The 23,890-nt window shown below is 46.0% G+C and carries 24 protein-coding genes and 1 pseudogene; 8 read left to right on the top strand and 17 right to left on the bottom strand.

What is annotated here, in order from left to right; all coding sequences use genetic code 11:
* Window positions 1–42: 42 nt before the first annotated feature.
* The 4 genes from ACR8BL_RS17795 to ACR8BL_RS17780 form a co-directional block, all read right to left on the bottom strand.
* A complete protein-coding gene (locus ACR8BL_RS17795) occupies window positions 43–1,338 on the bottom strand; it encodes a glycosyltransferase family 2 protein (RefSeq protein WP_434748839.1) in 1,296 nt (431 codons plus the stop codon).
* Between the two features lie 154 nt (window positions 1,339–1,492).
* The gene (locus tag ACR8BL_RS17790) at window positions 1,493–2,368 is read right to left on the bottom strand and encodes a diguanylate cyclase domain-containing protein (RefSeq protein WP_434748838.1); all 876 of its coding nucleotides are present in this window, start codon (window positions 2,366–2,368) and stop codon (window positions 1,493–1,495) included.
* A gap of 26 nt (window positions 2,369–2,394) precedes the next feature.
* Window positions 2,395–3,507 carry a glycosyl hydrolase gene (locus ACR8BL_RS17785; RefSeq protein ID WP_434748837.1) on the bottom strand — a complete coding sequence of 371 codons (1,113 nt, stop codon included), beginning with the start codon at window positions 3,505–3,507 and terminating at the stop codon, window positions 2,395–2,397.
* A gap of 82 nt (window positions 3,508–3,589) precedes the next feature.
* Window positions 3,590–4,030: a MarR family winged helix-turn-helix transcriptional regulator gene (locus ACR8BL_RS17780; protein ID WP_434753161.1), complete on the bottom strand. Its 441-nt coding sequence runs from the start codon at window positions 4,028–4,030 to the stop codon at window positions 3,590–3,592.
* A 225-nt stretch (window positions 4,031–4,255) separates the two neighbouring features.
* Here ACR8BL_RS17780 and ACR8BL_RS17775 point away from each other — a divergent pair, with 225 nt between their 5' ends.
* Complete coding sequence (locus ACR8BL_RS17775; RefSeq protein ID WP_434748836.1) at window positions 4,256–4,696, top strand: GNAT family N-acetyltransferase; 441 nt, start codon at window positions 4,256–4,258, stop codon at window positions 4,694–4,696.
* 127 nt (window positions 4,697–4,823) lie between these two features.
* Here the strand turns inward: ACR8BL_RS17775 and rlmN are convergent, their stop codons facing one another.
* The 3 genes from rlmN to greA form a co-directional block, all read right to left on the bottom strand.
* Window positions 4,824–5,945 (bottom strand): 23S rRNA (adenine(2503)-C(2))-methyltransferase RlmN, encoded by a 1,122-nt coding sequence (gene rlmN, locus ACR8BL_RS17770; protein WP_434748835.1) that lies wholly within the window; start codon window positions 5,943–5,945, stop codon window positions 4,824–4,826.
* A 155-nt stretch (window positions 5,946–6,100) separates the two neighbouring features.
* A complete protein-coding gene (locus ACR8BL_RS17765) occupies window positions 6,101–7,456 on the bottom strand; it encodes a sodium-dependent transporter (protein ID WP_434748834.1) in 1,356 nt (451 codons plus the stop codon).
* A 242-nt stretch (window positions 7,457–7,698) separates the two neighbouring features.
* Window positions 7,699–8,175 carry a transcription elongation factor GreA gene (gene greA, locus ACR8BL_RS17760; RefSeq protein WP_434748833.1) on the bottom strand — a complete coding sequence of 159 codons (477 nt, stop codon included), beginning with the start codon at window positions 8,173–8,175 and terminating at the stop codon, window positions 7,699–7,701.
* Window positions 8,176–8,446: 271 nt separating this feature from the next.
* Between greA and ACR8BL_RS17755 the strand changes: the two genes are divergently transcribed.
* Both ACR8BL_RS17755 and ACR8BL_RS17750 read left to right on the top strand, forming a co-directional pair.
* Window positions 8,447–9,313 (top strand): arylamine N-acetyltransferase family protein, encoded by an 867-nt coding sequence (locus tag ACR8BL_RS17755; RefSeq protein ID WP_434748832.1) that lies wholly within the window; start codon window positions 8,447–8,449, stop codon window positions 9,311–9,313.
* An 84-nt stretch (window positions 9,314–9,397) separates the two neighbouring features.
* The gene (locus ACR8BL_RS17750; RefSeq protein ID WP_434748831.1) at window positions 9,398–10,105 is read left to right on the top strand and encodes a 4'-phosphopantetheinyl transferase family protein; all 708 of its coding nucleotides are present in this window, start codon (window positions 9,398–9,400) and stop codon (window positions 10,103–10,105) included.
* Between the two features lie 245 nt (window positions 10,106–10,350).
* Here the strand turns inward: ACR8BL_RS17750 and ACR8BL_RS17745 are convergent, their stop codons facing one another.
* Window positions 10,351–11,097: a Bax inhibitor-1/YccA family protein gene (locus tag ACR8BL_RS17745; protein ID WP_434748830.1), complete on the bottom strand. Its 747-nt coding sequence runs from the start codon at window positions 11,095–11,097 to the stop codon at window positions 10,351–10,353.
* Window positions 11,098–11,341: 244 nt separating this feature from the next.
* Complete coding sequence (locus tag ACR8BL_RS17740; RefSeq protein ID WP_434753160.1) at window positions 11,342–11,698, bottom strand: nucleotide excision repair endonuclease; 357 nt, start codon at window positions 11,696–11,698, stop codon at window positions 11,342–11,344.
* A 696-nt stretch (window positions 11,699–12,394) separates the two neighbouring features.
* On the opposite strand from ACR8BL_RS17740, the gene ACR8BL_RS17735 reads away from it, so the two are divergent.
* The 3 genes from ACR8BL_RS17735 to ACR8BL_RS17725 are packed head-to-tail and all read left to right on the top strand — an operon-like array spanning window position 12,395 to window position 15,254.
* Complete coding sequence (locus tag ACR8BL_RS17735) at window positions 12,395–13,846, top strand: PLP-dependent aminotransferase family protein (protein ID WP_434748829.1); 1,452 nt, start codon at window positions 12,395–12,397, stop codon at window positions 13,844–13,846.
* 32 nt (window positions 13,847–13,878) lie between these two features.
* Window positions 13,879–14,799, top strand: a complete 921-nt coding sequence (locus ACR8BL_RS17730; protein WP_434748828.1) for a D-alanine--D-alanine ligase — start codon at window positions 13,879–13,881, stop codon at window positions 14,797–14,799.
* Window positions 14,796–15,254, top strand: coding sequence for a GNAT family N-acetyltransferase (locus ACR8BL_RS17725; RefSeq protein ID WP_434748827.1), 459 nt, complete (start codon window positions 14,796–14,798; stop codon window positions 15,252–15,254). The genes ACR8BL_RS17730 and ACR8BL_RS17725 overlap by 4 nt, the downstream gene beginning before the upstream one ends.
* Window positions 15,255–15,530: 276 nt before the next feature.
* Here the strand turns inward: ACR8BL_RS17725 and ACR8BL_RS17720 are convergent, their stop codons facing one another.
* The 4 genes from ACR8BL_RS17720 to ACR8BL_RS17705 form a co-directional block, all read right to left on the bottom strand.
* A complete protein-coding gene (locus ACR8BL_RS17720; protein WP_434748826.1) occupies window positions 15,531–16,994 on the bottom strand; it encodes a GNAT family N-acetyltransferase in 1,464 nt (487 codons plus the stop codon).
* 256 nt (window positions 16,995–17,250) lie between these two features.
* The gene (locus tag ACR8BL_RS17715) at window positions 17,251–18,765 is read right to left on the bottom strand and encodes a copper amine oxidase N-terminal domain-containing protein (protein ID WP_434748825.1); all 1,515 of its coding nucleotides are present in this window, start codon (window positions 18,763–18,765) and stop codon (window positions 17,251–17,253) included.
* 211 nt (window positions 18,766–18,976) lie between these two features.
* Window positions 18,977–19,105 (bottom strand): hypothetical protein, encoded by a 129-nt coding sequence (locus ACR8BL_RS17710; RefSeq protein ID WP_434748824.1) that lies wholly within the window; start codon window positions 19,103–19,105, stop codon window positions 18,977–18,979.
* 112 nt (window positions 19,106–19,217) lie between these two features.
* Window positions 19,218–19,685 (bottom strand): DUF1877 family protein, encoded by a 468-nt coding sequence (locus tag ACR8BL_RS17705; RefSeq protein WP_434748823.1) that lies wholly within the window; start codon window positions 19,683–19,685, stop codon window positions 19,218–19,220.
* Window positions 19,686–19,840: 155 nt separating this feature from the next.
* On the opposite strand from ACR8BL_RS17705, the pseudogene ACR8BL_RS17700 reads away from it, so the two are divergent.
* Window positions 19,841–20,023, top strand: a pseudogene (locus ACR8BL_RS17700) (DUF4385 family protein); the annotation flags it as partial.
* Window positions 20,024–20,062: 39 nt separating this feature from the next.
* Here the strand turns inward: ACR8BL_RS17700 and ACR8BL_RS17695 are convergent.
* Window positions 20,063–20,881, bottom strand: coding sequence for an SDR family NAD(P)-dependent oxidoreductase (locus ACR8BL_RS17695; protein ID WP_434748822.1), 819 nt, complete (start codon window positions 20,879–20,881; stop codon window positions 20,063–20,065).
* A gap of 263 nt (window positions 20,882–21,144) precedes the next feature.
* Between ACR8BL_RS17695 and ACR8BL_RS17690 the strand changes: the two genes are divergently transcribed.
* The gene (locus tag ACR8BL_RS17690; RefSeq protein ID WP_434748821.1) at window positions 21,145–21,804 is read left to right on the top strand and encodes a TetR/AcrR family transcriptional regulator; all 660 of its coding nucleotides are present in this window, start codon (window positions 21,145–21,147) and stop codon (window positions 21,802–21,804) included.
* A 153-nt stretch (window positions 21,805–21,957) separates the two neighbouring features.
* On the opposite strand, the gene ACR8BL_RS17685 is transcribed toward ACR8BL_RS17690, so the two are convergent.
* The 3 genes from ACR8BL_RS17685 to ACR8BL_RS17675 all read right to left on the bottom strand — a co-directional run bounded on the left by ACR8BL_RS17685 (window position 21,958) and on the right by ACR8BL_RS17675 (window position 23,807).
* The gene (locus tag ACR8BL_RS17685) at window positions 21,958–23,019 is read right to left on the bottom strand and encodes an LLM class flavin-dependent oxidoreductase (RefSeq protein ID WP_434748820.1); all 1,062 of its coding nucleotides are present in this window, start codon (window positions 23,017–23,019) and stop codon (window positions 21,958–21,960) included.
* A 153-nt stretch (window positions 23,020–23,172) separates the two neighbouring features.
* Complete coding sequence (locus tag ACR8BL_RS17680) at window positions 23,173–23,553, bottom strand: retropepsin-like aspartic protease (RefSeq protein WP_434748819.1); 381 nt, start codon at window positions 23,551–23,553, stop codon at window positions 23,173–23,175.
* On the bottom strand, window positions 23,550–23,807 hold the full coding sequence (locus tag ACR8BL_RS17675; RefSeq protein WP_434748818.1) for a hypothetical protein: 258 nt from the start codon (window positions 23,805–23,807) through the stop codon (window positions 23,550–23,552). Before ACR8BL_RS17675 ends, ACR8BL_RS17680 begins: the two co-directional genes overlap by 4 nt.
* Between the last annotated feature and the right edge of the window lie 83 nt (window positions 23,808–23,890).

Raw genomic sequence — 23,890 nt, 5'->3', positions numbered from 1 at the left:
ATATTACACCTGAGCCTTATAATGTGTCATAGATGATCTATCCTAACCAAAACGTTCGGTTTTGTACCATTTGCTCTCCCGTTTGCGGATCTTGTCCATCAGCAGATTGTAGAAAGCCCGGATCGAGATCAGAATGAAGAGCTGTGCATACGTGAAATACGATACGCACGCATAGATAAAGTTACGGGTGTTGCTCTGCCCGATATCGGCTGCCAGTGCTAGATTGATCTGCAGCACATAGATAAAGTACATCAGTGCCCAACCAATCACAAGATAAACGTATGCATCCCCGGCAAACTGGAAGGGAGAACTGACCTCCGGTTTGAATATCGCGATAACCTGGTAAACGAGGTTGACCACAAAGATGATGTCCGACACAATAATGGCCAGCATAAACCAGAAGTAACTGACTGCGTAGTAGAGAACAAGCAATTTGTTCCGCCAGCTGGAACGGTTGAACAGATTATGAATGTTATCCAGAACCACCTGGTAGTTCCCTTTCGCCCAGCGTTCACGCTGTTTCATGTATACACCAAGCTGTTCTGGCTCTTGTTGATATGCTTCCGCTTGCGGTGCAAGAGCAACCAACTGGCCTCGATTCATGATCTCGAATGAAAGGGCGGTATCTTCCGTAATGGCGGTCACATCCCAGCCTCCGATTTCACGGATAAGCTTGCTTTTGATAATATAATTCGTACCTGGTATGGTTCCGAGTTGAAACAGCTCCCACAGCCCCGTGTGGTAAATACGCTGAGACGTAATAATTTCGAGATTAATGCATTTGGAGAGGAAGTTTTGCCCACGGTTACGGGCTTTGTTCCGCCCAAACACGACACCATACTGCTCCGGGTTTTCCAGTGATTTTTGCGCGAGAAACATGAGTGAATTCCGCTCCGGTGCAGCGTCGGCATCAAATATACAGATCCATTCGCCGGTTGCCAGCCCCAGTCCGTCGTTCAGCGCACCGGATTTGCCCCCCGTTCCTTTGCGTTCAAGTACCGTGACATCACGGTGCACATAACTGGTCTGACCGAGGAATGATTGTAACCGTTCCGCTGTGTCATCCGTACAGTTATCCGCAATGACGATGACCTGCACCTTATCCTCTGGATAGTTCAGCTGCAAAATATGCTCCACTGTTGCCACAATGACCAGACCCTCGTTATGGGCAGGTACCATGACCGTGACGGTTGGATAATCATCCATATTTTCTGGAATCTGAATGCCCTTCTTCTCTTGCTTGTGTATAAAACGAATAGCCCCCACCATAATGACGATGGATTCAAACACAGCAATCCAAATACTGAATATCGACAAGATCAGAATGAAATCAGCCATCCATTTTCCTCCGATCATACCTTCGAATAACTCTGGATCGAAATCGGAGCGTTGCAATCGTTAATCCAATAGTAAACACCACAAAAATACAACTCACGGCAATACAGATCGGAATAAACCAGGACATATAATCCATCAGCCTCGCTCCTTCCTGTTAGATATATTCCCCGATTAAATCCGTTTCTGTATTTCGTTCCAGTGCAGCAAGAACAGCGTCGAGATTGTCATACTTGCTGAATTGCTCCTTCTGGAACACCAGCGCACCGGATTTGATGACGGTCTGTAGTTCGTTTCCCTTTTTATCGAGCACATCCAGATCCATAATATTTTTTTTGATCCGGCGTGTCAGCATCGGCAGGTAATCCACATTCACCATCGGGCACAAAATGACAAATCGACCGCGGTCTACAAAAAACTTGTGATCCTCATATCGAATCTGTTTCTGAATCGTCTGTGAGATCTCAAGCAAAAATTGTGCATACCTCACTGAACCGAGCGATTCCAGCACAAGCGGCAGAAATTCAATCTTAAACATCGCGATGCTAAAACCATAACAATCCGAATAACGACGGGCAAGGTTGCTCTGTTTGATTAGCGTATCTTCAAACGCTTCCTTATTGCCCAATGTCGTATCCAGATCAATCTCGGGATTGCGATCCTTCATCTGCTCCAGACGTTCAATCACCCGTGCGCTTCGCACAAGTCTTCTCTTAATGACTGCTGCGATCGCGGTGTTTGCCGGAATAAGCAGCCACCAGGAAAACACGAGCACATTCGGTTCTGCGAAAGTCACGAGCCACACAAAATAGGTAACCAAATAAACAAATATCAACACGACGGATACACCAACAGGAAGCAAAAGCCCCAAAGCGAGTGCCCCTAACGAGGCAATGCTTAATACAACATCAAGCTTGGTATAACTCTGATTCATGTACAAATGAAGATACACGAAAAACTGTTGTATGATGGCAAGGCTGATCAAGATGGCGTATCCCCAAGCTAGACGTCGGGTAGGTGCTTTATTTATCATAGGCCTCCTTCTTTGCAATTAAAAAGTTACTTTTTAAGAAAATTGTACAAATATGTTTCTCCCAGCAACGGGAACAGGTTGTCAAACAAATGAGTGTTTCCGTCAAATACATAACCACCCGGATAACGTGCGTCCTGCCCACGGAAAGTAATCATATGTTTATACAATTGCTTCGCCCAAGCTGAATCTTCTGTCCGAACTGCAAGCAAGATGGCGAGGCCATAGACCGATGCCGATTCATATTCTACAGCAGGATTATGTGTTATACGATCATACTGTCCGGGAAGCTTGCCCCGGGTGGCGAATTCTTTTTTCAGAAAAGTAATCAGCTTGTCCGGTCTGCTCCCGGTCTCCATCAGGTGATTCGCCACGATGAGCTGATCAATCAGATTGACCTTGTCATCATAGGTATAAGCTTTGGTGTTTATATGGATGCTCTTCGGATAGAATAATCCATCGTCGGGCATTTTATGCAGCACATCTTCATATCTGGCATACGCATCCGGCTCCAGCATCTGGTGATCTCTCATCGCTTGCAAAGCGAGCAAATCCACATAGACCAGGCTTAACGTTTTCGTGGAATGACCGCTGTTGAAATCATAAAAATCAGCCATGTATCCCTGCTGCTCTGTACGCTGCGTTAATGTGCGGGAAAGAGCCGATGCCGTCGCCAGCTTGTCCGCTCTGCCTTGCTTCCATCGATCTGCAGCTTCCAACAAGGCTCCTATAATTCGCAGGTCATCCCCCAGCGCGTTGGTTCCGACATGGGCTTTCCCCTGCGGATCAAGCTTCCAGACAATATACATATCAGGCCTAATCACATAATACGTCTGGAACCGCATGTAGGCCTGCTCGAACAAGGGCTCGTTATCACTCGCCAAAGCATACTGCATCCACAATCCAACCGATTCGGACAATGCCTCTCGCCCCGCAACGATGTCCGCTCTCTGGGACGGCGCATCCTGCAGATAGGTTGCAAGTGTACCATTCGGATTGGTCATATGTTTTTCAACAAAAGCGACTGTAGGCGATACCTTATCCATCACGAACCGCTCCTTCCATAGCAATACGATCGCCACAGTAGAAACAATAAGAAGTAATATGTACCAGGATCGCTTGTTCCGAAAAATAAACTTCACACCATTCCTCCTGACGGGAATATATGACGGAGTAACCCAGCCTCTTCTGATGAAAGAAGGTGGCCTTATCCAAAGTGTGCTCTTAATCATGGTTATCCATGTATGAGCGGTGCCCGCCCTTTTTAACATATTTCCAATCCACCTCAATGTTATGTCTCATCTTCCGCAGCAGCTGGATCGCCATCTGAATCTCTGCATCCGTCAAACCGTTCAGCGTAACCTGATCCGAATGCACACCTTCTTTGCGAATAAACTCCCATGCTTCAAGCCCTGCCTCTGTTGGATAGAGTACCTTATTCTTCTTATTACCCAGTGCTGGCTGTTTGACTATAAAACCGTCCGATTCAAGTTTACTGATCGCTCGGGCTGCCGTTGTACGATCCACCTTGATCAGTTCAGCCAGCTGGTTCGGAATGATGCCGGGATTCTCACAGATACGGTACAAATACAAATATTGTCCACGGGACAAATTCAGATGCTGGAACTCCACATTACTGATGGAATCCAGGCAACGAGCAATCATGCCAATCTCACGCAGCACTTCTCTCGCTTCGTTTTGTTCATGCGTCTTATACACTTCATTCGGCTCGTTAGGCTCGTTAGGTTCCTTAGATTCATTCACAGAGCTCACACTCCTATAAAATTGTTGCATTCGCAACATAATTAATGATATAACTACACTAGTTTAGTGTATCACTTTCCCTTCCATTCCGATATTCGATTCCTATCATGCAAAGGAGAACCATCCATGAATATAACTATTGTTGAAGCGAACACCCAGGAGCTGCTTGAAGCGTACTTTGCCATTCGCATGGCCATTTTTGTAGAGGAACAAGGCGTGCCTGCATCTGATGAGTTTGATGCATTTGATGCCCTGGGCACTGAAGCACGCCACATCTTGCTCTATGTAGACGGTGTGCCTGCCGCTTCCTCCAGACTGCGCATCGTGGAGCAAGTAGCCAAGCTGGAACGTATCTGTGTCATGCTGGATTACCGCAAGCATGGCCTCGGCCGTGTATTAATCAACAAACTGGAGGAAATGGCTATTGAAGACGGACTACAGAAGGCCAAGCTGCACGCGCAGGTACAGGCCTCTGGCTTCTATGAACGTCTCGGCTATACTCCTGCTTCCGAAGTATTCATGGAGGATGGCATTCCCCATCTACTGATGACAAAAAGCCTAATATAACTTACTTAGGCCAAACTGGCTTCCGGATTGAAATTAACCTGTAACTCAAATAAACGCCTCTATCCTCACTTCTTCAGTGATTGGATAGAGGCGTTTATTGTTTAATGCGATACGTCACGTGCGTGCGTTATCCCATAGCCAGACGGCTTGTATCTGGTTTTGCAGATGTTTGCCCATCAGCTTTGGCTTCCGCGTTATTCTTCATCTGTTTACTGCGCAATTGCCCACAGGCAGCATCGATATCTGACCCATGCTCCATACGTACAGTCGAGTTAATATTGTTCTTTTTCAGCGTATCGTAGAAGCCCGAGATGGACTCTTCGGTGCTACGCTGGTACTGGCTGTGCTCATCCACCGGATTGTATGGAATCAGATTCACACTGACCATGCTCTTGCGGCTGGACAGCAGTTCCGCCAGTTCGGCAGCGTGTTCGCGCTGATCGTTCACATCCCGGAGCAAAATGTATTCGAACATGATACGTTTGTTTGTTTTCTCCAAATAATAGTCCACCGCATCCATCAATTGTTCAATCGGGAATGCCCGGTTGATCTTCATGATGTGTGTACGCAGATCATTATTCGGCGCATGGAGCGAGATCGCAAGGTTCACCTGCAGACTGCTATCTGCAAATTCCTTGATTTTATCCGGCAATCCGCTTGTGGACACCGTGATTCGCTTCGCAGCGAGAGCTAGCCCTTTGCGATCCTTGATCACTTCGATAAAATTGCTCATATGCTCGAAGTTATCAAATGGTTCGCCAATGCCCATCACCACAACGTTCGTGACAAGCTCGCCTTGACCCGCTGCATCCAGATGCCGTTGTACATGCATGATCTGTTCTACAATCTCTCCTGCGGAGAGATCCCGGCTTTTCTTGATCAGCCCGCTGGCACAGAAACTGCAGCCGATATTACATCCGACCTGTGTTGTGACACAGACGGTCAAGCCGTACTTTTGCCGCATAAGCACAGTCTCGATCAAGTTGCCGTCCTGCAGTCGGAGCAGGAACTTCACCGTACCGTCTGCTGATTCCTGCTTCACATGCTCGCTCAGTGAATTCATCGTGAAATGCTCAGACAGTACATCTACACATTCCTGACGGACATCGGACATACCCGTAAAATCATGCACCCGCTCTTGGTATAACCACTCCCAGATACGAGAAGCACGGGATTTCTTCTGCCCATGCTCGGGCAGCCAGGCACGTAATTGCTCTAATGTTAATCCATATATGGACGATTTAATCATGATATAAACCTCTTTTCGCAAAAAAACATATGGTTCATCGGTCAAGTCACCCAAAAAACCTCTACTCTGTATTGTCCCAAAATTAACAAGGGAACACAAGAGCTTTTGCATTTCTTCCAAGAGGTTTTATGCTTGGTAAATCTGCGCAGGCCGTCCTAGAAGTGAATAATGCCAGACGTATGCAGCAGAACGAGCAGAACCAGAATAGGTGCGACATAACGAAGCATGAACAACCAGATACGGAACCAGCCAGAGCTTAGACCAGCTGCCTCAGCAGCCGTCTTCCAAAAGTATCCCGCAAAGATCGTTACTAACAATCCACCTACAGGCAGCAGAATGTTGGACGCCATAAAGTCCATCCAGTCGAACACACTCTTCGATCCGATCTTCCACTCCGGGAACAGTCCGAGCGACAGCACGGAAGGCAGCCCTACGATGAAGACAGAGAGAGAGATGCTCCATACGGCACGGTTACGACTCCAGGAAAGACGCTCCATGAAGTATTTTACGGGAACCTCCAGCAGTGAAACCGCTGATGTCAACGCTGCAATCGCCAGCAACACGAAAAATAATCCAGCAAACAGGAAGCCCATCGGCATCGCCGAGAATGCTGCTGGCAGCGCAATGAAGATCAGGGATGGCCCCTGATCAGGCGCGATGCCAAACGAGAAGGTCGTAGGGAAGATAATCAGACCCGCGATAAAAGCATAGAGCAAGTCACCTGCACCTACTGCTACCGTTGCTGCACCAAGGGACTGGCTTTTATCCACATACGAACCATACGTTACGAGAATACCCATACCAAGCGACAGCGAGAAGAAGGCATGTCCGAGCGCAACCAGTGCCGACTCCGTTGTGAGCTGAGAGAAGTCCGGATTCAGGAAAAAGGAAACACCCGCACCTGCTCCCGGCAGTGTAACAGCACGTATCATCAGTACAATTAACAGAACCAGCATGGCTGGGATCAGAATTTTGTTAAACTTCTCAATTCCGTTCGATACACCCTTCGCAACAATCGAGCCTGTGATCAGGACAGAAACCAATTGCCATACAATCGGCATATAACCGCCGACAAAGCTGTCGAATTGTGCGCCATAATCCGGATTGTTAAACAATGTGCCACTGAACGAAGTTACGGCGTATTGCAATGTCCAGCCCGCGATGATGACGTAGAAGGACAGAATGATAAATGGTGTTAATACTTGCAGTAATCCGGCTGCCAACCAGCCTTTGTGTCCACCTGCTTTGATAAAGGCCGTAGCTGCGCTCCCCCGTCCACTACGTCCAATAGCCAGCTCTGCAAGAAGTACAGGCAGACCGATCAGCAATAGACAGACAATAAAGAGCAGGAAAAATGCCGCTCCACCATTTTCACCTGTGATATATGGAAATTTCCACATGTTACCGAGACCCACGGAACTACCGATGGCCGCCAGAATAAAACCGGCGCGTGAGAAGCGTTCCCCTTTACCTGCATTGTTTGGGTCTAGATCAGACTTACTCAAATTCATTGTATCTACTCCATCACTTTAAAGTTTTCCCGTAATTATATACTACTCTTCGTGTCAGGTCATGCAAAAATCAATATTTGTCGAAATTTCACCATATTGAGGATGATTTGATTTCAGTATGGATCAATTACCACGAGCTTAACCATGAATTCACTTGAAAAAACACAAAAAGAGATGCTTCAGACAGCCCCTTTTACATTCAGGCCTATGAAACATCTCTTATATTTTGCAATTGACGCTATTTACACTTTAATTTCAAGCAGTTCGTATTTGATTACACCCATCGGAGCATTAACATGGATCACACTGCCCACTTCTTTGCCCATCAACTCTTTGCCCAGTGGACTCTCGTACGAAATCTTGCTGTTGGATACATCCGCTTCTGCTGGACCGACCAGTTGATATTCAATCTTTTCAGCAAACTCAAGGTCGTTCAGTATTACCGTTGAACCAATGCTTACTTTAGTGGAATCCATATTGTCTGAGCTGATCACTCTCGCTTTGGTCAGCATTTTCTCCAGAATCAGAATGCGGGTCTCCATAAATGCCTGATCATCTTTGGCTGAATGATACTCACTGTTCTCCTTCAGGTCCCCGTAACTGATCGCAAGCTTCAGACGTTCTGCCAGCTCCTTGCGCTTCACCGTTTTCAGTTCCTTCAGTTCTTCCTCCAGCTTTTCCAAGCCTTCCTGTGTCAAAATTACTTCATCATTAGCCATGTTTTCCATCTCCTAATCCTGCTATCTATCTATATTCTAACCTATATCCACTCCGAACGGTTAACATACCCTCGAAAAAGAAACCAAACTCTCATTGTCGAAATATGAGTATGCCCTCTAACCTCACTATTTTATGATCACCCAAACTGTACCGGTACAATAGGGATAATCATGTGTGTGCATTTCAGACGTTCACTTTTACAATGAAGCCATGGCAGCAGTTTTCACAATATTTCATCTGCAGCCCATTACATGACTTGAGGTGATTGAGATGAATGTTACATTAACTCCATCTGAAATACTTGCCTATTTGAAACGGATAGGCATTGATAAAGTCAAGGAACCTACATTGGAATTTCTATCCGAAATTCAGAAAGCACATATCCACCATCTATCCTGGCAAACGGTCGATATTTTTGCAGGTAGACCTGTGGGCATCGATCTACAAGAGTCCGTGCAACTTATTCTGCAAGGACGCAGCGGTTACTGTTTCCATTTGAATGGCGCATTCAGTGTTTTACTTCAGTCTCTGGGCTACACCGTGCATTGGCACCGTGCTGGCGTTCAGCCGCATGGAGAACAACCACGTGTGAACTCGTTCCATCTCGGTCTCTCGGTATCTTTGCCAGATGCGGACCCGGATGTGGAACGTTGGATTGTGGATGTCGGTCTGGGCGGCATGCCTTTTGAACCGCTTCCTCTTCGTTATGGAACCTATGGACGCGAGCCGTTCACTTATACTTTAATGTCTTCTTCTGTTGTTTCCGGTGGATGGAGGCTCGAATATGAACCTAACGGACCAAGTAAGGGCGTGGACTATGCTCCCGAAGAGCTTACCAGTCTGGAAGAGTTTATTCCCAAACATGAATTCTACAGCCAATCCGTGGATTCGCCCTGGCATAATGCATTTTTGCTCCGTCAGAGAGATACCAACCACAGCTATGAGCTGCGGGGATGCATGCTTCGCACGCATGGAATCGAAGGCATTAGCAAGACGGAAATTCAAACCTACAATGAGTGGAAAGACGTACTAACCCAGCTTTTCTATGAACCGTTGGTGATTTATACGGAACAAGAACGCCAAGAGATGTGGGATCGAATACAGATTGCGCATGAAGAATGGAAAAAACACAACTAGCCTGATCTGCTGGAAAAAACGCGAGATAAGGATAAATATAGAGGAAAGCCTGTCATCCATGCCGAATACAACGTCAGGTGATAAATGATGATAACTATACAAGTACTGCAAGTACCGTCTGTGATACCCGAGGTATACTGGGATCTTTTTCTGTCATCCGTCTCTGAGGAGCGGCGGGCACAAGCTTCTCGTTTTATACATCAAGTGGATGCCTATCGGTCTGTTATGGGTGAAGTGTTGACCCGTGTGAAGTTAAGCAAGTTGACTGGCATAAGGCCTGAAGAGTTTTCCTTTACTCGTAACAAATACGGCAAACCTGCCCTTATTAATGATGCTAATGTACAATTTAATGTTTCGCATTCTGGTGATTGGGTTGCGTTAATCGCTGGAAGTGAAGATGAACTCGGTGTGGATGTGGAAAAAATTGCACCGATTGACCTGCAGATCGCAGAGCGGTTCTTCTCTTCATCCGAATGCCAGTTCTTGGCTGGGAAGCCTGAAGAAATGCAGCAGGAGACCTTCTATCGTCTGTGGACACTGAAGGAGAGTTACATCAAGGCTGTGGGCATGGGGCTTTCCATGCCACTGAACTCTTTCGCTATTCTTCCTCATGTCCAGCAGCAAGGAGAGCATAATTGGAAATGCAACCAAGCCGGGCGAATCCTTAGCCATCGCTTCTACAGTCACCCCTTGGATGAACAGCACATGTTGGCTGCCTGTGCTGCAAGAGGCGAGCTGCCAACCCGGCCCGAGATCGTGACGCTGGAGAGTTTATACGCAGAGCTTATTTAAGGTGCAACCAAAAATCTAATGGTTTCAAAAAAAGGAGCGAATTCATCTGGAGGTAAAACTCTCCGTTGATTCTCTCCTTTTTCTGTACCCAACCAAACATAGCTGATCCATAATAATCTACTCATAATCAGCCTGAGAGCTGGAGCAAGGGCTGCCACCATATAAGCCAAAAAAGCCAACAACGTAAGTAACACGCTTTAACTTTTATAAAGGCTCATACTATGATGATAACGTTAACGAAAGGATTAGTTCCGACTCCGCAATTTGCTGAGCAGGCGAAGAATCTCGATATACAGCCAGACCAGTGTTACCATCAGTCCGAACGCTCCATACCATTCCATATACTTGGGCGCCCCCTGCTCCGCACCACCTTCAATAAAGTCAAAATCCAGTACCAAATTAAGAGCGGCAACAATGACAATCACAACCGAGATGCCAATGCCAATCAGACTATTCTCATGCAGATATGGAACCGTAATACCGAACAGCCCTAGTACAAAGCTGAGCAAATACATAATCATAATGCCACCCGTTGCAGCCACCACACCTAGCTTGAAGTTCTCTGTTGCTTTGATTAACCGAGTTTTATACGCTATTAATAGAGCAACGAATACCGCCATGGTCAATAGGGCTGCTTGCAGGGTAATTCCGTTATACAAGGACTCATAACTTGCCGAAAGTGCTCCCAGGAACATGCCCTCTGCTACCGCATAGATCGGTACGAGGTAAGGAGACACCACTGGTTTAAACGAGATAATCAGCGCCAAAATGAAACCAACAATCAATCCGCCATAGGCAAGCGGCATCACTTCTTGTCCGTTAAAGAACATCATCCAGGTTGCAAATGCACTGCCCAGCAGGATAATCAACGTGATGAATGCTTTGTTCACCGTGCCATTAATCGTCATGTAATTCTGGTATCGATCCTCTCCATATCCTCTGTTCTCAAACGTGCTGTCTTTAAGTGTAGGGTTACCGCTACGACCGATCAACACCATCACCTCTTCTTATGTATTTGGTAATCTGTAAATCCCATGCCTAGTGCTGCTTCCTTAACCATTTGAATTCTTCAGTTTCTTTATAAGCTATGTAGAACTACTTTTTCTAAATAAATGGAGCCGGATGTGATCTATAGATCACACCCTGCGTACCTACACAACCACCTAGGACATATGTCCTAACTGCTCCGGTATTATGTTTGGCATCTTTTACTTTTTGCCTCTATAAATTCCCTGCCTACTTATACAGCACCTTGTCCACATTATACTTTGCACGCATAGTGTTAATGATATAGGTCTCGTAAATTTCACGATCCACCGGGTCTTCTACCAGACAGACCTCAATCTTCGTCACTTCCTCACGATGATTTTTCATCGGGGACACGGTATCTTCAAAATGCTTCTTAATGCGGGGTCTTAATTTTCGAGCTTTCCCGACAAATAACAACTCGTCAGCGGCATTATAAAACATAAAAATTCCGCCTAATTCCCGTGTAATCAGGTGAAAATCAGTAAATCCGTAGATGTGGCTTAGCTGCGGATTTTCCTGCTTCGTAATGGTCACATCAGGTGTTGGAACAATAATTTGAATCATCATTTTCACTTCCTCTATATTCTATAGATGTACATCCTAACACATATTATAATACGACACCATTTCAATCTAAATGAAGTGTAATTCACGGAATTTTCGCTATTGCGACAAATATTTCAAAAAAAGGTTAACTTTCCTGATTCAAAGTGGTACTATAAGGGTACGAGGAAGAAATTGGGCACTAAGACACATGTCTTTGTATCCAACCAAGTCTGATAGGGCCTGAAATGTTTCGTCTTTCTCACACTGAATTCTGTGATGTGCACACGAGAAGAGTACAGTTAGCAAGAAACGTAGCTTTTTAGATTTACCATCTATACGAATATACGAGAACTTATTGCAGCAAGCAAATCCGGCCTAATAATCATGAATGATTTCTGTATATTACAGCATCAAGTTCATCAACTAGAATTAGAAATGATATAAACAACCTATAGTCTCATCATAGTAGTTAGACACACGTAGAAGGATAGATAGAAACCCGTTTTAGAGACTAGTCAGAACATGAACTTTATTAAGCAGAATAGCGTAACACCCTTAGAACATGAATAGGTTCCACCTCCAGCCCGGCATATGAGCCAGGGCTTTTTCCCATTTGTGCTTCAACTCAGACCACCTCGGCAGCGAAACAGAGGTATCGTGGTTCTTTCTGCTGGGTTTATAATATGGCAAGATACCAGTAGAGGGAGTGATGGGATGTATTCCGATCTGCTATTGACGGAGAACCGCCCTATATATATACAAGTCAAAGATTATTTGAAACGATTGATGTTAAAAGGTGCTTTACAGCCCAATCAGAAGCTGCCTTCGACCCGAGAGCTTGGTACGCTCATGAAGGTAAGCCGCAGTACTATTCTGCTTGCGTACGCCGAACTCGAAGAGGAAGGCTTGATCTATGCGCTCAAAGGTAAGGGCAATTACGTCAGCACACTCATTGAAACACCAAAGGCCGAAGCACACTGGCACTTGGACTGGAAAACAAGGGTCAGCGATTATGCCATTCAGGCAGAGCAATATGATCTGATGAAACATGGATCAGGAGCGGAGCGCGGCGAAATTTCGTTCACCAGTATTGCTCCGGATGAAAAGCTATTTGATCTGCACAATGTGAAACGGGCTTTTCTAGACCGGATGGCGCTTGAAGGGGAAGTCCTGCTTAATTACGGCTACGCGCAAGGGTACAAACCGCTCATGAACTATTTGCTGCGTTATATGGAGAACAAAGGGGTAGACCTTACAGGCAAGGATATCCTGATTACAAACGGTTTTACGGAGGGTTTCGACCTGGTGCTTGGGGCCTTACGCAAAAAGAGTGGTAAAGCGCTGTGTGAGAACCCCACACATCACACGGCGATCAAAAACCTGAAGCTGCACCAGTTTCAGCTAACCGGCATCCATATGGAACCGGACGGAATCGATCTGAAGCAGCTGGAGCAAGAGCTGGCTGGCAGTGCATATGATCTGGCCTATCTTGTGCCTTCTTATCACAATCCAACAGGAATCGTGACTTCCCCCGCCAAACGAATTGAAATTATACGTTTGATGAATGAATATCAAGTCCCGATCATCGAGGATGGATTCAACGAAGAACTTCGTTATTCCGGCTCCCATGTCTCGCCCCTCATCGCAAGTATGGGTAATGGGAATGGCCTGGTGTATCTGGGTAGTTTCTCCAAAGTATTATTCCCCGGGCTTCGCGTAGGCTGGATTATCGCGGATGCCGCATTCATTGACTATTTGGAGAGCATGAAGCGGGCACGCAGCATTCATACGTCTACACTGGATCAATCGCTACTGTATCAATATTTGAGCAACGGCAATTTTGAGAAATACTTAAAACGCGCTCGTACAGAGTACAAGCGGAAATATGAACTGGTTGTGCATTGCTTGAAGCAGTATCTGCCGATGTGTCAAATATCCGGAGCAGGCGGTCTGCATCTGTTCGTACAGTTTCCACCGAAGGTACGAACGAGAGAGCTGCTTGCCGCCTGCAAAGTGAAAGGGGTAACCTTCACCCCTGGAGATACCTTTTATCTGGAACCCGGTCAAGGACTCCATACGATGCGCCTCGGCTTCTCCAGAGTCAGCGACGAGAACATCCGCAAAGGCATACGTATCATCGGTGAGACCGTTGCGAGCATGATGTAAAGTAGTTTAATAACAATAGGGAGGATTTTCACATGAAAGTCGGCGTTATTATGGGCGGTACATCTTCTGAGCGGGATATATCCTTGCTCACCGGACAGGAGATGATTGCGAATCTGGACAAAAACAAGTACGAGGTCGTGCCCATTGAGTTGAATTCCAAGCGGGATTTGATCGACAAATCAGACGGAATCGATGTAGCCTTGCTTGCTCTGCACGGAAAATACGGAGAAGACGGTACGGTGCAAGGCACACTCGAATCCCTCGGCATTCCCTACACGGGCTGCGGCGTGCTCGCAAGCAGTGTATGCATGGATAAGGACATGTCCAAACAGCTAATGCGCCAGGCAGGGGTACTTACTGGAGATTGGCTTCAAGTGAATCGAATGCAAGATCTATCCTCGGTGGCTGTCCAGCACTTAACGTACCCCGTAGTCGTCAAACCAAATTCCGGTGGCTCAAGTATAGGAACGCAGATCGTACATGAGCCGGATGCCCTGCCTGCCGCGGTAGAGGCTGCTCTTGCATGGGACAACAGTGTCATGATTGAGCAATACATTGAGGGTGAAGAGATTACCTGCGCCATTGTTGATGGCAAGATGCTGCCTGTAATCTCCATTCATGCCAATGCTGCCTTTTTCGACTATGCTGCCAAATACGATGATAACGGCGCGGATGAGCAGGTCATTCAGTTGCCTTCCGATCTGCATCAGCGTGTAGAGGCTGCTGCGTTAACTTGTTACAACGTACTCAAATGCAGTGTATACGCTCGGGTGGATATGCTGATACGTGAAGGCGTGCCATATGTGCTTGAGGTCAACACACTGCCGGGGCTGACCCGAAACAGTCTGCTGCCCAAAAGTGCAGCCGCTGCGGGTATTTCTTTTGCCGAACTGCTCGACACCATCATTGACCTTTCTCTCAAGGAACGCGCAGGGGAGGTGTCCCGCATATGAGTCTGGATGTGAATATCCGGCACAGCACGGATCAGGATCTGCAGGATATGGTTATCCTCATGGATCAGCTTGGATATCCAACAACCTTTGCTGAAATGCAGGAAAGATACGCACATATTGCTGCCGATGCCAACTTTACCACATTGGTGGCCGAATTACGCGGGCGCTTGGTAGGACTTATTGGCATGCAAACGTCTTATATGTACGAAAAGAACGGAAGACACTGCCGCATTATGGCACTGGTTGTTCACGAGCATCACCGCGGTTCCGGTATTGGCCGTCAGCTGTTGCTGGCTGCTGAACAGTGTGCAGCTTCACATCAGGTGGACTCCATATCGCTGAACAGCGGCAACCGTGTCGATCGTAAAGCTGCGCATGAATTTTATCAGAAAATGGGTTATACCGCCGGCAGTACCGGTTTTAACAAAAGGCCAAAACTGCTGCAGCATAACTAAACGCAGGAATAATAAGCCAAAAAATATACGATACCGTTATGGAATAAAGCCGAAATTAACAGAAATGAATTCAGGACTCTTTCGTATGAAAAACAACAAAACATGCCCTCCCAAGCTCTTGTTCCACTTGGGAGGGCATGTTTACGGTTCATTGCAAATACCACCGACGGAGGAGGTGTTAACGATGAAGCCTTGGCCCTGCTTTTTCATCACAGCAGCACATGTTTCAGGCTCCTTCAATCAGCGGGAAACCAGCCCAGTCAACCTCATCCGAAATCAGTCGTTTAGTTTCAACATCTCATATGCCTCAATGAAGCTCTCAATGGGAATCCCGTTAATCTTCATCCCCGCCACTTGGCAAGCCTCCAGCTCAACACCTGACAGATCACAATCAACAAAACGACTGCCCCCCAGATCACAATGTTTCCACTGCATCGGTACGTTATCCGCTCCCAGATGTGTATCCTGAAATTGAACCCCGTCCAGCGCGCAGAATTCAAACTTGGTGTTCGTTAATCGCAAATCCGCCAGCAGCATTTCTGTCATGTTCAGGTTCGTTAATTTGCTTTCGCTCAGATTACAATCGGTGATGCGACTGTTCTTCATTGTGCTGGAACTATACCACATCGAATCCAAATTGGCTTGAACACATTGATGTTCCTTCCCTGGATCATGCTGCACACTGGGATCTATTGGACTCGGAAATGTCGTTTTCTTATAACCGTACTCAGACTCAGAGGCATACATACAAACATAACCTAGCTTTTCGTAAAAATGATGATTACTCGTCTGCCGACCAGAAGTCTCCAGCCTCCAGTGCAGGATATGCGGGAACGCAGCCTCAATCTGTCTGATCACTTGTGAGCCTACTCCGCGCCCTTGGCAGACAGGGTCGATATAGATTTTGTCCAGCCTTGCGATCTCATGCCCGAGCACATTCACGCTTACCCCGCCAATGGCACAGCCATCCGCTTCCACCACATAATAATCCCATTCGCGAATGACATATTCATGCATACGGACAGAGCCGTAACCCGGAGGGCATAGATTACTGTCCAGGTCATGCTTTCCTTTTGCCCAGACGTGGATCGCATGATCAAAAGCACGTGTGCAAATTTCCGTCAGCACAACTGCATCTTCGTGCTCTGCTCGGCGCAGGTTTATCGATAATGGTTTGGGTTTAATCCGCTCAGTGGTTTTCCCATCGGAATGGGTGCTGTGAAGTTCAAAATAATCATAGATCTCTCCGTCAGACAGACGTCTTCGGTTCACATACTGAAAGCCTGTATGCTCCAGAACTCTGCGAGAAGCGGGGTTATATGTCTTCACAATGCCAACGATTCGGTTTAACGACGTATGCTCAATTAGATACATTATCAACGCCTGAACTGCCTCTGTGATATAACCTTTGTTGCGGTGATCACGTGAGATGGCATACGCTACTTCATAATCAGACGGATCAAGCATATCGTTTGGAAACACACCACACCAACCGATCAGCTGCTGGCTCTCCTGATGAACTACCGCAAGCATTATTCTCACATCTTGCGGATCAAACCGCTCATAACTACCCACAACGAACTGTAAAAACTCACTTAGTTGCTCTTCGGTCATCTTCCAATCGGGTAACAGGTCCGTAATTTCAGGCTGATGTGTCAGGGCTGTCAGCGCAGCTTGGTCTTGCAAAGTAAAAGGACGCAACATCACTGCATCAGCAACAATCGTGAAACCATGATTCATATAGAACACCTCTTAGGGATTATTTTGCGATGACACGACAAAAAGGAGCACCTCCAATAGAGGTACTCCCGTATCGTTTCATCCTTTCAGATCGAAACGCCGAAGATCCTCGTAATGGGTCAAAAAGGACAGACGTATCCCGTGTTGATCTAACGGAATTTTTACGCCTTGTTCTTTCCTACAACATTACGAGAAATCTGGCATTCTCTGAAATCCCCTTCCAATTCACGCATCATTTTCAACGAATTAGATTATATTAATTGCGGTCAATGAAAATCCAGCCTGTATCTTGTTCTTTCTCCACTGTGGCTCCTAGCGATTCAGCCATAAAGCGCAGTGGCACATAGGTTTTGCCGTTTTTGCCTACAAACGCCGACTCCACCATCGTGACTTCTTGCCCCGCGACTGTTGCTTTCGAAGAACCTACCGTCAGCACAACCTCGTCTCCTGTCATATCGTCAATGACAATAATCTGTTTCGAGCCCTTGGTCCATTTCACTTCTGCATCCAATTGCTCGGACAGATACCGCAGTGGCACAAAGGTTGTATTTTTCACTGTGATCGCACCATTTTCTTCACTCGGATGGAGGAAGATGCTTTTTGTTGAAATTTTCATCTCATTCTTCAGGAATTGATAGACGAATGAATTTGAATCAAAATTGCGAAGAACTTGTCCAGGTGTAACTTCACCTTCTGCCAGTTCCATCACACCGCGAGAAGCATCCACTTCATCCACTGTGACCGCTCCACCAATATTCCATAACTCACTGTCTGCACTGAGGGTTACAGCACGAACCGGCAGGTCTTCCGAAGCAGGAACAGCCACCTTCAACGACATATTCTGTTTACGAATATCCAGCTTGCTATCCACGAAGAAATCCATGTTCAATTTGGTCTCCGGGCCAAATACCGTTTTTAGCTCCGGTGTATCTTTCAGCAGGTTGTTCAGCTCCTCATCATAGTTCACCAGAACGCTGTCCAAACCTTCTTTAATCATGTCATATATGGATGTGACTGCTTCTTCCTTCGATTTCGGTAAGATAGAAGTCACTTCATCGTCTTCCATGCCTTCTATACCTTCCAGACCCATATAACTTTCAAATACAGGGTATAGTACATCATACAAGTCTCCAATCAACTGCTTGAGACCTTGCTCATCCTTGGCAATACTCGTCAGAAACGGCTTAACCATAGCGAGCAATTCTTCACCGTTAATCTCCATGTGCAGCTTGTTCAGAGACAGGGTTTCACCGTTTACAGTCTCCTGAACAGGTGTAACAGATATGTTCTTGGGATTAGACAGATGTTTCATGACAAAAGTTAATACCTTTGGAGAAAGCTCCTGCATCTGTTTCTCCAGCTCTTTCGTATCCAGAGGCAGCATGGTTTCTGCTCCCCCAAGTGTATCGAGCGATATGTAAACCGGTTTCTGAGCTCCATCCACATCAATGGTCATGCCCGACTTGTCCACGGACAGATGGAAAGGCAGTTTTGTTCCATCCATGTTCAGTGATCCTTTGACCGATGCCGTGTCCGTGTCTTTCATTTTGGCATGATCGATATTCAGTGAGATCGAATTGATTCGTTTGATCATTACGAGAGCTTCATCGGTTGCAAGTTGTTTGTCCGGCTCTATGTTAATGTGCATGGATTGCTTGGATTCACCGGATTTTACTTTGGTGTTATTGGCTATAGCTTGGCTAACATCAACGCCACCTACGGCCTGACACCCTGTAAGAACAACCATTAACAGGACAAGCGGTATTGCCATCCATTGGTATAACTTTTGGCTCTTAATTGGGATCTCCCCCTTAACAAAATATGGTTCACTCCATATTATGAGGGCACAAGGAATTGTTGTAAACGGATACGTATAAAAATAGGCCAAATAGGCCGGAACACGTCCGGCCTTCTGGTTCTTCTATCCTTCATATGTCATAACATGCGCGTGGAAACGTGCTGTTTCATGTAATATTTTCAGATTATTCCTGTTCCTGATCCTCAGCAGTCTCTTCATCCTTCACTTCATCTGCCGGTGTCACAGGTGCCTCAAATTGATCCGGTTCATCGTCTTGAATCGCTTTGTTCTCTTCATTCTGATTTTGTGTCATAACGGTTCTCCCTCTCTTCGGCGTAATCATCAAGGCGTTGCCTTGTGTGTATCAATAACCGGATGGCGCATGAATCAAACATCCGTACACACGCGCTTTCTGGCAGCAAAGCCTAGAAAACATAGAAGATAATTCCGTTGCCGTTCTCCACAGTCACCTGAAACAACGCCTGAATTCGATCAATCGTCTGCTTGATGTCCTGAAGAGTCTCTTGCTCGTCCCTGCCTTCCATCACGGGATATACACCTTCGGCAAGCATATGCTCCAGACTGAAACGTGCCTCCACATCATCAGGGGTAAGCTGCTCCAATGCCATATAAGCTTCAAGAACCTGCTTGTTATTAATCAAGAACAGATCCATGTCTGAATAATTCCCCAGATACTGCTGACTAGCGAGCGGCACAACATAACCGAGCGGTGGTTCTCCATCCACAAGACTGCCGCTCAACGTGAACTGCAGCATCTGCCACATTTTATCAATATCCAGATCGACCTGACAATCAAGCACACTAACCTCACCCGATTGGATGGATTGCACCAACTCATCCTTCACTACAACATATCTACCCGACATGCCCATCGCTTCATACCTCCTGTACATTTCCTTCTATTGTTCCCCATTAACCGTGCTTGTTATATCAGAATCGGGGTAAAAAAGAAAAAGAACACCTTAACATTATCATACGATGTGCAAGTGGATGCGAACGCGTATGTTTCTCCAAGGAGGACGACCCAATGAAAAAATTCGATTACTGTCTCAATTACAAAGAGCTGGATCTGCGCAAGCAGCCTGAATTATATACTGTGGGACGGGGCGAGCAGGGTGTGCTTATGGTGGAGCCATACAAGAGCGAGATTTTGCCGCACTGGCAGTTCAAGACACCCGAGATCGCGACAGAGTCAGCCGAGAAGATCTTTTGGAAAACGTGCCTTCCGCCGAAGTGTTCATCCCTATGGTTAATTCAGACTTGTAGCTTCTGCTTCGCCACCTTTGGAACGTGGTCGTAGCATGCTTCCTACAATTCGTAACATGAACTTGCGTGGCATAAGTCGGGAGAACTGTGCTGTCCAGTAATTTCTGCTCCCCGGTACAGCATAAGGTTTGCCTGACTCCAGTGCCCTCACGGCCACTGCCACGACATGCTCAGGTGTATCACGTTTACCGACGGAGGCTTCATCAGCACCCACCACATCAAAAAACGAAGTCTCGGTTGAACCCGGACATAATGCTAAAAACTGAACTCCACGCTTCCTGTTCTCCTCATATAACGCCTCTGTAAAAGAAAGTACATACGCCTTCGTTGCTCCATACACAGCCATATAAGGATCTGGTTGAAAGGAAGCTGTCGAAGATACATTAATTACAGCGCCATTTTTCTTCTGCAACATGCCTGGCAAGAAAAGGTGTGTCATGTTTGTCAAAGCGAGCACGTTCAACAAAATTTCGTCCTGCTGCCGGGAACTGTCTATTTGTTCAAAATATCCATGAGTAGCGAATCCAGCATTATTAATCAAGATATCAATCTGTATTCCCCGATTCTGGCATTCCTCATATACCTTCCGTGGTGCGTCTGCTTCAGAGAGATCCGATACAATTAACTCAGCCTTTACTTGATATGTACGTTCTATTCGTTCTGCCAATTGTTCCAGTTTGGACTCTGTTCTGGCAACCAGCACAACATTTTTACCCTTGGAAGCCATCTCGATTGCAAAAACTTCACCTATTCCCGAAGAAGCTCCTGTAATAAGTGCCCATTGATGTTGTTGTTTTATCATTTCTTTTCTATCCTCCAGACATAATCGAAACTATTGTTTCTTTTTAGAAACACTGTTTCTTTGTAGAATCATCGTAACCTAAATTCATGATCCAGTCAAATTACATCTGTTACATCAACTTTTAAACGGAATTTAGAACGTGGTGCTGACATTCTAAAGTCGGATTAAATTGACGTTATCTGGCGTAAAACAGTAGAATGACCATAAGAAAAGGAAACGTCGTAGTTTCTTTTAACAACAATACGGTTATGAGGATGAAATCAATGAAGGATATACATTCGGGTTCCTCGGAATCTGCACATACGGTAACAACCTTTCAGGAAGCCAGACTCCAGCACTCGGATAATCTGCGGCAAAATATTGTACATGCTGCTGCGGCTTTATTACAAGAGCATGGCCCCGAAGCCGTCACGGTACGCCGCGTAGCTGAACGCATGGAATGCTCTACCAAGATCATATATAACCTTTTTGGCAAAAAAGAAGGGTTAGCCAAACATCTATATTTAGAGGGATGTTCTCTTATGGCCCAGCGTTTTGAAGCTATGCCCCGGCAGGCGTCGTTCGAACACTATTTCCGTGATCTGGCCTACGTCTACTGGGACTTCGGCATATCTCAATCCAGCTTCTATCAGCTGATGTTTGGAGGTTCCTTTTCCGAATTCAAGCCGGACGGAGAGACGTTACAGGGAACAGCGACTGCACTGAAGCAAGTGTCAGGGTTAGTTGAGGTAGCGATTGAACAAGGCATGATTCAGGTGCAAGATCCCCTGCTTGCGGTGCGTATGATCTGGGCCCCCTTACATGGTGTGATCCATCTATACCTGGGAGGACATATTGAAACCGAAGAAGCTGCCAAAACCCTTTATGATCATACGTTATCGATGATCATAAACTCTCTAGTGAATCCATCTGCGAATGGATAGACACAGAATTTGTACATTTAGAAACGATTATAGATAAACATAAAGAAGCATATCCATGGCGTAATACGCTTAGGACATGCTCCTTTTTCTATGCTACTATTTCTGTGTACATGAATAGATCAATTTAGATCATTTTTATCAACCACAGCCGGCTTAGCGCGCTTCCTGATTTTCCGCTTCCCAGCGTGCAATCTCTTCACGAACTCTTGGCGCTACTTCTTTGCCGAGCAGTTCAATCGCGTGCATAACCTCATCATGCGGCTGTGTGCCGAGTGGAGTGTGCAACATGAACCGGGTGATGCCAACCTCTTTGCGCAGATAGATAATTTTCTCAACTAACGTATCCACATCCCCTACGTACAGTGCACCTTCCAGGGTGCGTGCCGCATCAAATGTTTCACGCCCGTAATGTCCCCATCCGCGTTCACGTCCGAGCTGGTTCATTACCGCTTGTGCAGGGCGGAAAAACTTCTCCACCGCTTCATCGGTAGTATCGGCAACAAAGCCGTGAGAGTGGGAAGCAACAGTTAACTTGGAAGCGTCGTGTCCAGCGTGTGCAGCTGCTTTTTTATACAACTCCACCAGAGGTGCAAACTGTTTTGGACGACCACCGATAATGGCAAGGACCAGCGGCAATCCGAGCAGACCAGCACGAACAACCGATTCCTGATTACCGCCACTGCCGATCCAGACCGGAAGCTTCTCTTGTACCGGGCGCGGATAAATGCCCAGGTTGTTGAAGGAAGGACGATGTTTGCCCGACCAGGTTACTTTTTCCGACTCCGTCAGTTTCAAAAGCAGATCCAATTTCTCATCAAACAACTCATCATAGTCGCCCAGATCATAACCGAATAACGGGAAGGACTCGATAAATGAGCCACGCCCTGCCATAATCTCTGCACGTCCATTCGAAATACCGTCCAATGTCGCAAAATCCTGAAATACACGTACTGGATCATCTGATGACAGCACCGTTACTGCACTGGTCAGGCGAATGTTTTTCGTCTGTGAAGCTGCTGCTGCCAAAATGACTGCCGGTGACGAAGCTGCATAATCTGAACGATGATGCTCCCCTACGCCGTATACATCCAGCCCCACCTGATCTGCCAAAACAATCTCTTCCACGACATCACGAATACGCTGTGCGTGGCTGATAACTTTTCCTGTATTTACATCCGGGTTTGTCTCCACAAATGTACTGATTCCGATTTCCATAGTATGTTCCTCCCTGGGTATGAAGCGATCCGTCGTCCATCTAACCTATTGTAAGTAGATCACCTTTTGTTATTTATCTTTATATTGAACTATTTCGGGTAAAAACACAAGTACCCTCTGTTTCCAGAGGGCACTTTTCTTTATGAATGAGAATCACTTTAGGAGTATCTCCATAGAGTTTAGGTCAATAACGGCTCCTGTTTGTCTCATAAAATTGAAACCCAAAATCCCGTCAATTTCCAAACCGTAATCCATGTTCCCGATCTCAATCTCGAAGTTTTTCAAAACAGTTCCATCTACAGCGATAGAATCTAGTGACTTCGTATAAACATACTCTATGCCGCCAACACCTCTTATTGTGTTAACCACATCGTTCTCTTCCGGAATCATTCCGATATCCACAACCACATCTGCGTTTAATAATGTACTAGCCGACCCGGTATCAAGAAGTACTTTCTCCAGCGTAAATTTTTTACCTCTGTAAACCAGTTGTACACTTATAAAGGGCAATCCATATATATCTGCTATCTTCATCTAGGGCCTCTTAATCCGACATACCTTTCTCTAGCCACAACTTCAGAACGTGATGTATGAAAAAAACAATATTCCCGATTAGGGTCTTCCTTATGCAATTCGCTATATCGTTTCAATGCTTTTGTTGAATCACCAAATGAATCTATAACAGCCATTTCTTCAATATAACGTTGACCTTCTTGCGAATAAGCCTTCGTCGCTTCAAAAACAACCCACTCATTCGGGAAACGTTCTTGAACCTCTTTCCATTGCATCGTTGACACCTCCGGATTATTCGATACTTCCATTATAACATGGGCTCCACCCTTCTATAAATTTACTAACCGAAAATTACGCT

Origin of the sequence: Paenibacillus amylolyticus, assembly GCF_051136285.1 — a bacterium.
In the GTDB taxonomy this organism is placed as follows: Bacteria; Bacillota; Bacilli; order Paenibacillales; family Paenibacillaceae; genus Paenibacillus; species Paenibacillus amylolyticus_F.
The sequence above is the reverse complement of the archived record's forward strand: the minus strand, read 5'-3'. Positions and strand labels throughout refer to the sequence as shown.

What these genes read in the sequence shown, in the direction of transcription:
- ACR8BL_RS17685 (WP_434748820.1), bottom strand. Translation starts at nt 23,019, where the DNA reads ATGGAAATCGGAATCAGTACATTTGTGGAGACAAACCCGGATGTAAAT.
- ACR8BL_RS17680 (WP_434748819.1), bottom strand. Translation starts at nt 23,553, where the DNA reads ATGAAGATAGCAGATATATATGGATTGCCCTTTATAAGTGTACAACTG.
- ACR8BL_RS17750 (WP_434748831.1), top strand. Translation starts at nt 9,398, where the DNA reads ATGATGATAACTATACAAGTACTGCAAGTACCGTCTGTGATACCCGAG.
- ACR8BL_RS17715 (WP_434748825.1), bottom strand. Translation starts at nt 18,765, where the DNA reads ATGGCAATACCGCTTGTCCTGTTAATGGTTGTTCTTACAGGGTGTCAG.
- ACR8BL_RS17705 (WP_434748823.1), bottom strand. Translation starts at nt 19,685, where the DNA reads ATGGGCATGTCGGGTAGATATGTTGTAGTGAAGGATGAGTTGGTGCAA.
- ACR8BL_RS17795 (WP_434748839.1), bottom strand. Translation starts at nt 1,338, where the DNA reads ATGGCTGATTTCATTCTGATCTTGTCGATATTCAGTATTTGGATTGCT.
- ACR8BL_RS17675 (WP_434748818.1), bottom strand. Translation starts at nt 23,807, where the DNA reads ATGCAATGGAAAGAGGTTCAAGAACGTTTCCCGAATGAGTGGGTTGTT.
- ACR8BL_RS17775 (WP_434748836.1), top strand. Translation starts at nt 4,256, where the DNA reads ATGAATATAACTATTGTTGAAGCGAACACCCAGGAGCTGCTTGAAGCG.
- ACR8BL_RS17755 (WP_434748832.1), top strand. Translation starts at nt 8,447, where the DNA reads ATGAATGTTACATTAACTCCATCTGAAATACTTGCCTATTTGAAACGG.
- ACR8BL_RS17690 (WP_434748821.1), top strand. Translation starts at nt 21,145, where the DNA reads ATGAAGGATATACATTCGGGTTCCTCGGAATCTGCACATACGGTAACA.
- ACR8BL_RS17730 (WP_434748828.1), top strand. Translation starts at nt 13,879, where the DNA reads ATGAAAGTCGGCGTTATTATGGGCGGTACATCTTCTGAGCGGGATATA.
- ACR8BL_RS17735 (WP_434748829.1), top strand. Translation starts at nt 12,395, where the DNA reads ATGTATTCCGATCTGCTATTGACGGAGAACCGCCCTATATATATACAA.
- ACR8BL_RS17710 (WP_434748824.1), bottom strand. Translation starts at nt 19,105, where the DNA reads ATGACACAAAATCAGAATGAAGAGAACAAAGCGATTCAAGACGATGAA.
- greA (WP_434748833.1), bottom strand. Translation starts at nt 8,175, where the DNA reads ATGGCTAATGATGAAGTAATTTTGACACAGGAAGGCTTGGAAAAGCTG.
- ACR8BL_RS17725 (WP_434748827.1), top strand. Translation starts at nt 14,796, where the DNA reads ATGAGTCTGGATGTGAATATCCGGCACAGCACGGATCAGGATCTGCAG.
- ACR8BL_RS17780 (WP_434753161.1), bottom strand. Translation starts at nt 4,030, where the DNA reads ATGATTGCTCGTTGCCTGGATTCCATCAGTAATGTGGAGTTCCAGCAT.
- rlmN (WP_434748835.1), bottom strand. Translation starts at nt 5,945, where the DNA reads ATGATTAAATCGTCCATATATGGATTAACATTAGAGCAATTACGTGCC.
- ACR8BL_RS17790 (WP_434748838.1), bottom strand. Translation starts at nt 2,368, where the DNA reads ATGATAAATAAAGCACCTACCCGACGTCTAGCTTGGGGATACGCCATC.
- ACR8BL_RS17695 (WP_434748822.1), bottom strand. Translation starts at nt 20,881, where the DNA reads ATGATAAAACAACAACATCAATGGGCACTTATTACAGGAGCTTCTTCG.
- ACR8BL_RS17740 (WP_434753160.1), bottom strand. Translation starts at nt 11,698, where the DNA reads ATGATTCAAATTATTGTTCCAACACCTGATGTGACCATTACGAAGCAG.
- ACR8BL_RS17765 (WP_434748834.1), bottom strand. Translation starts at nt 7,456, where the DNA reads ATGAATTTGAGTAAGTCTGATCTAGACCCAAACAATGCAGGTAAAGGG.
- ACR8BL_RS17720 (WP_434748826.1), bottom strand. Translation starts at nt 16,994, where the DNA reads ATGAATCATGGTTTCACGATTGTTGCTGATGCAGTGATGTTGCGTCCT.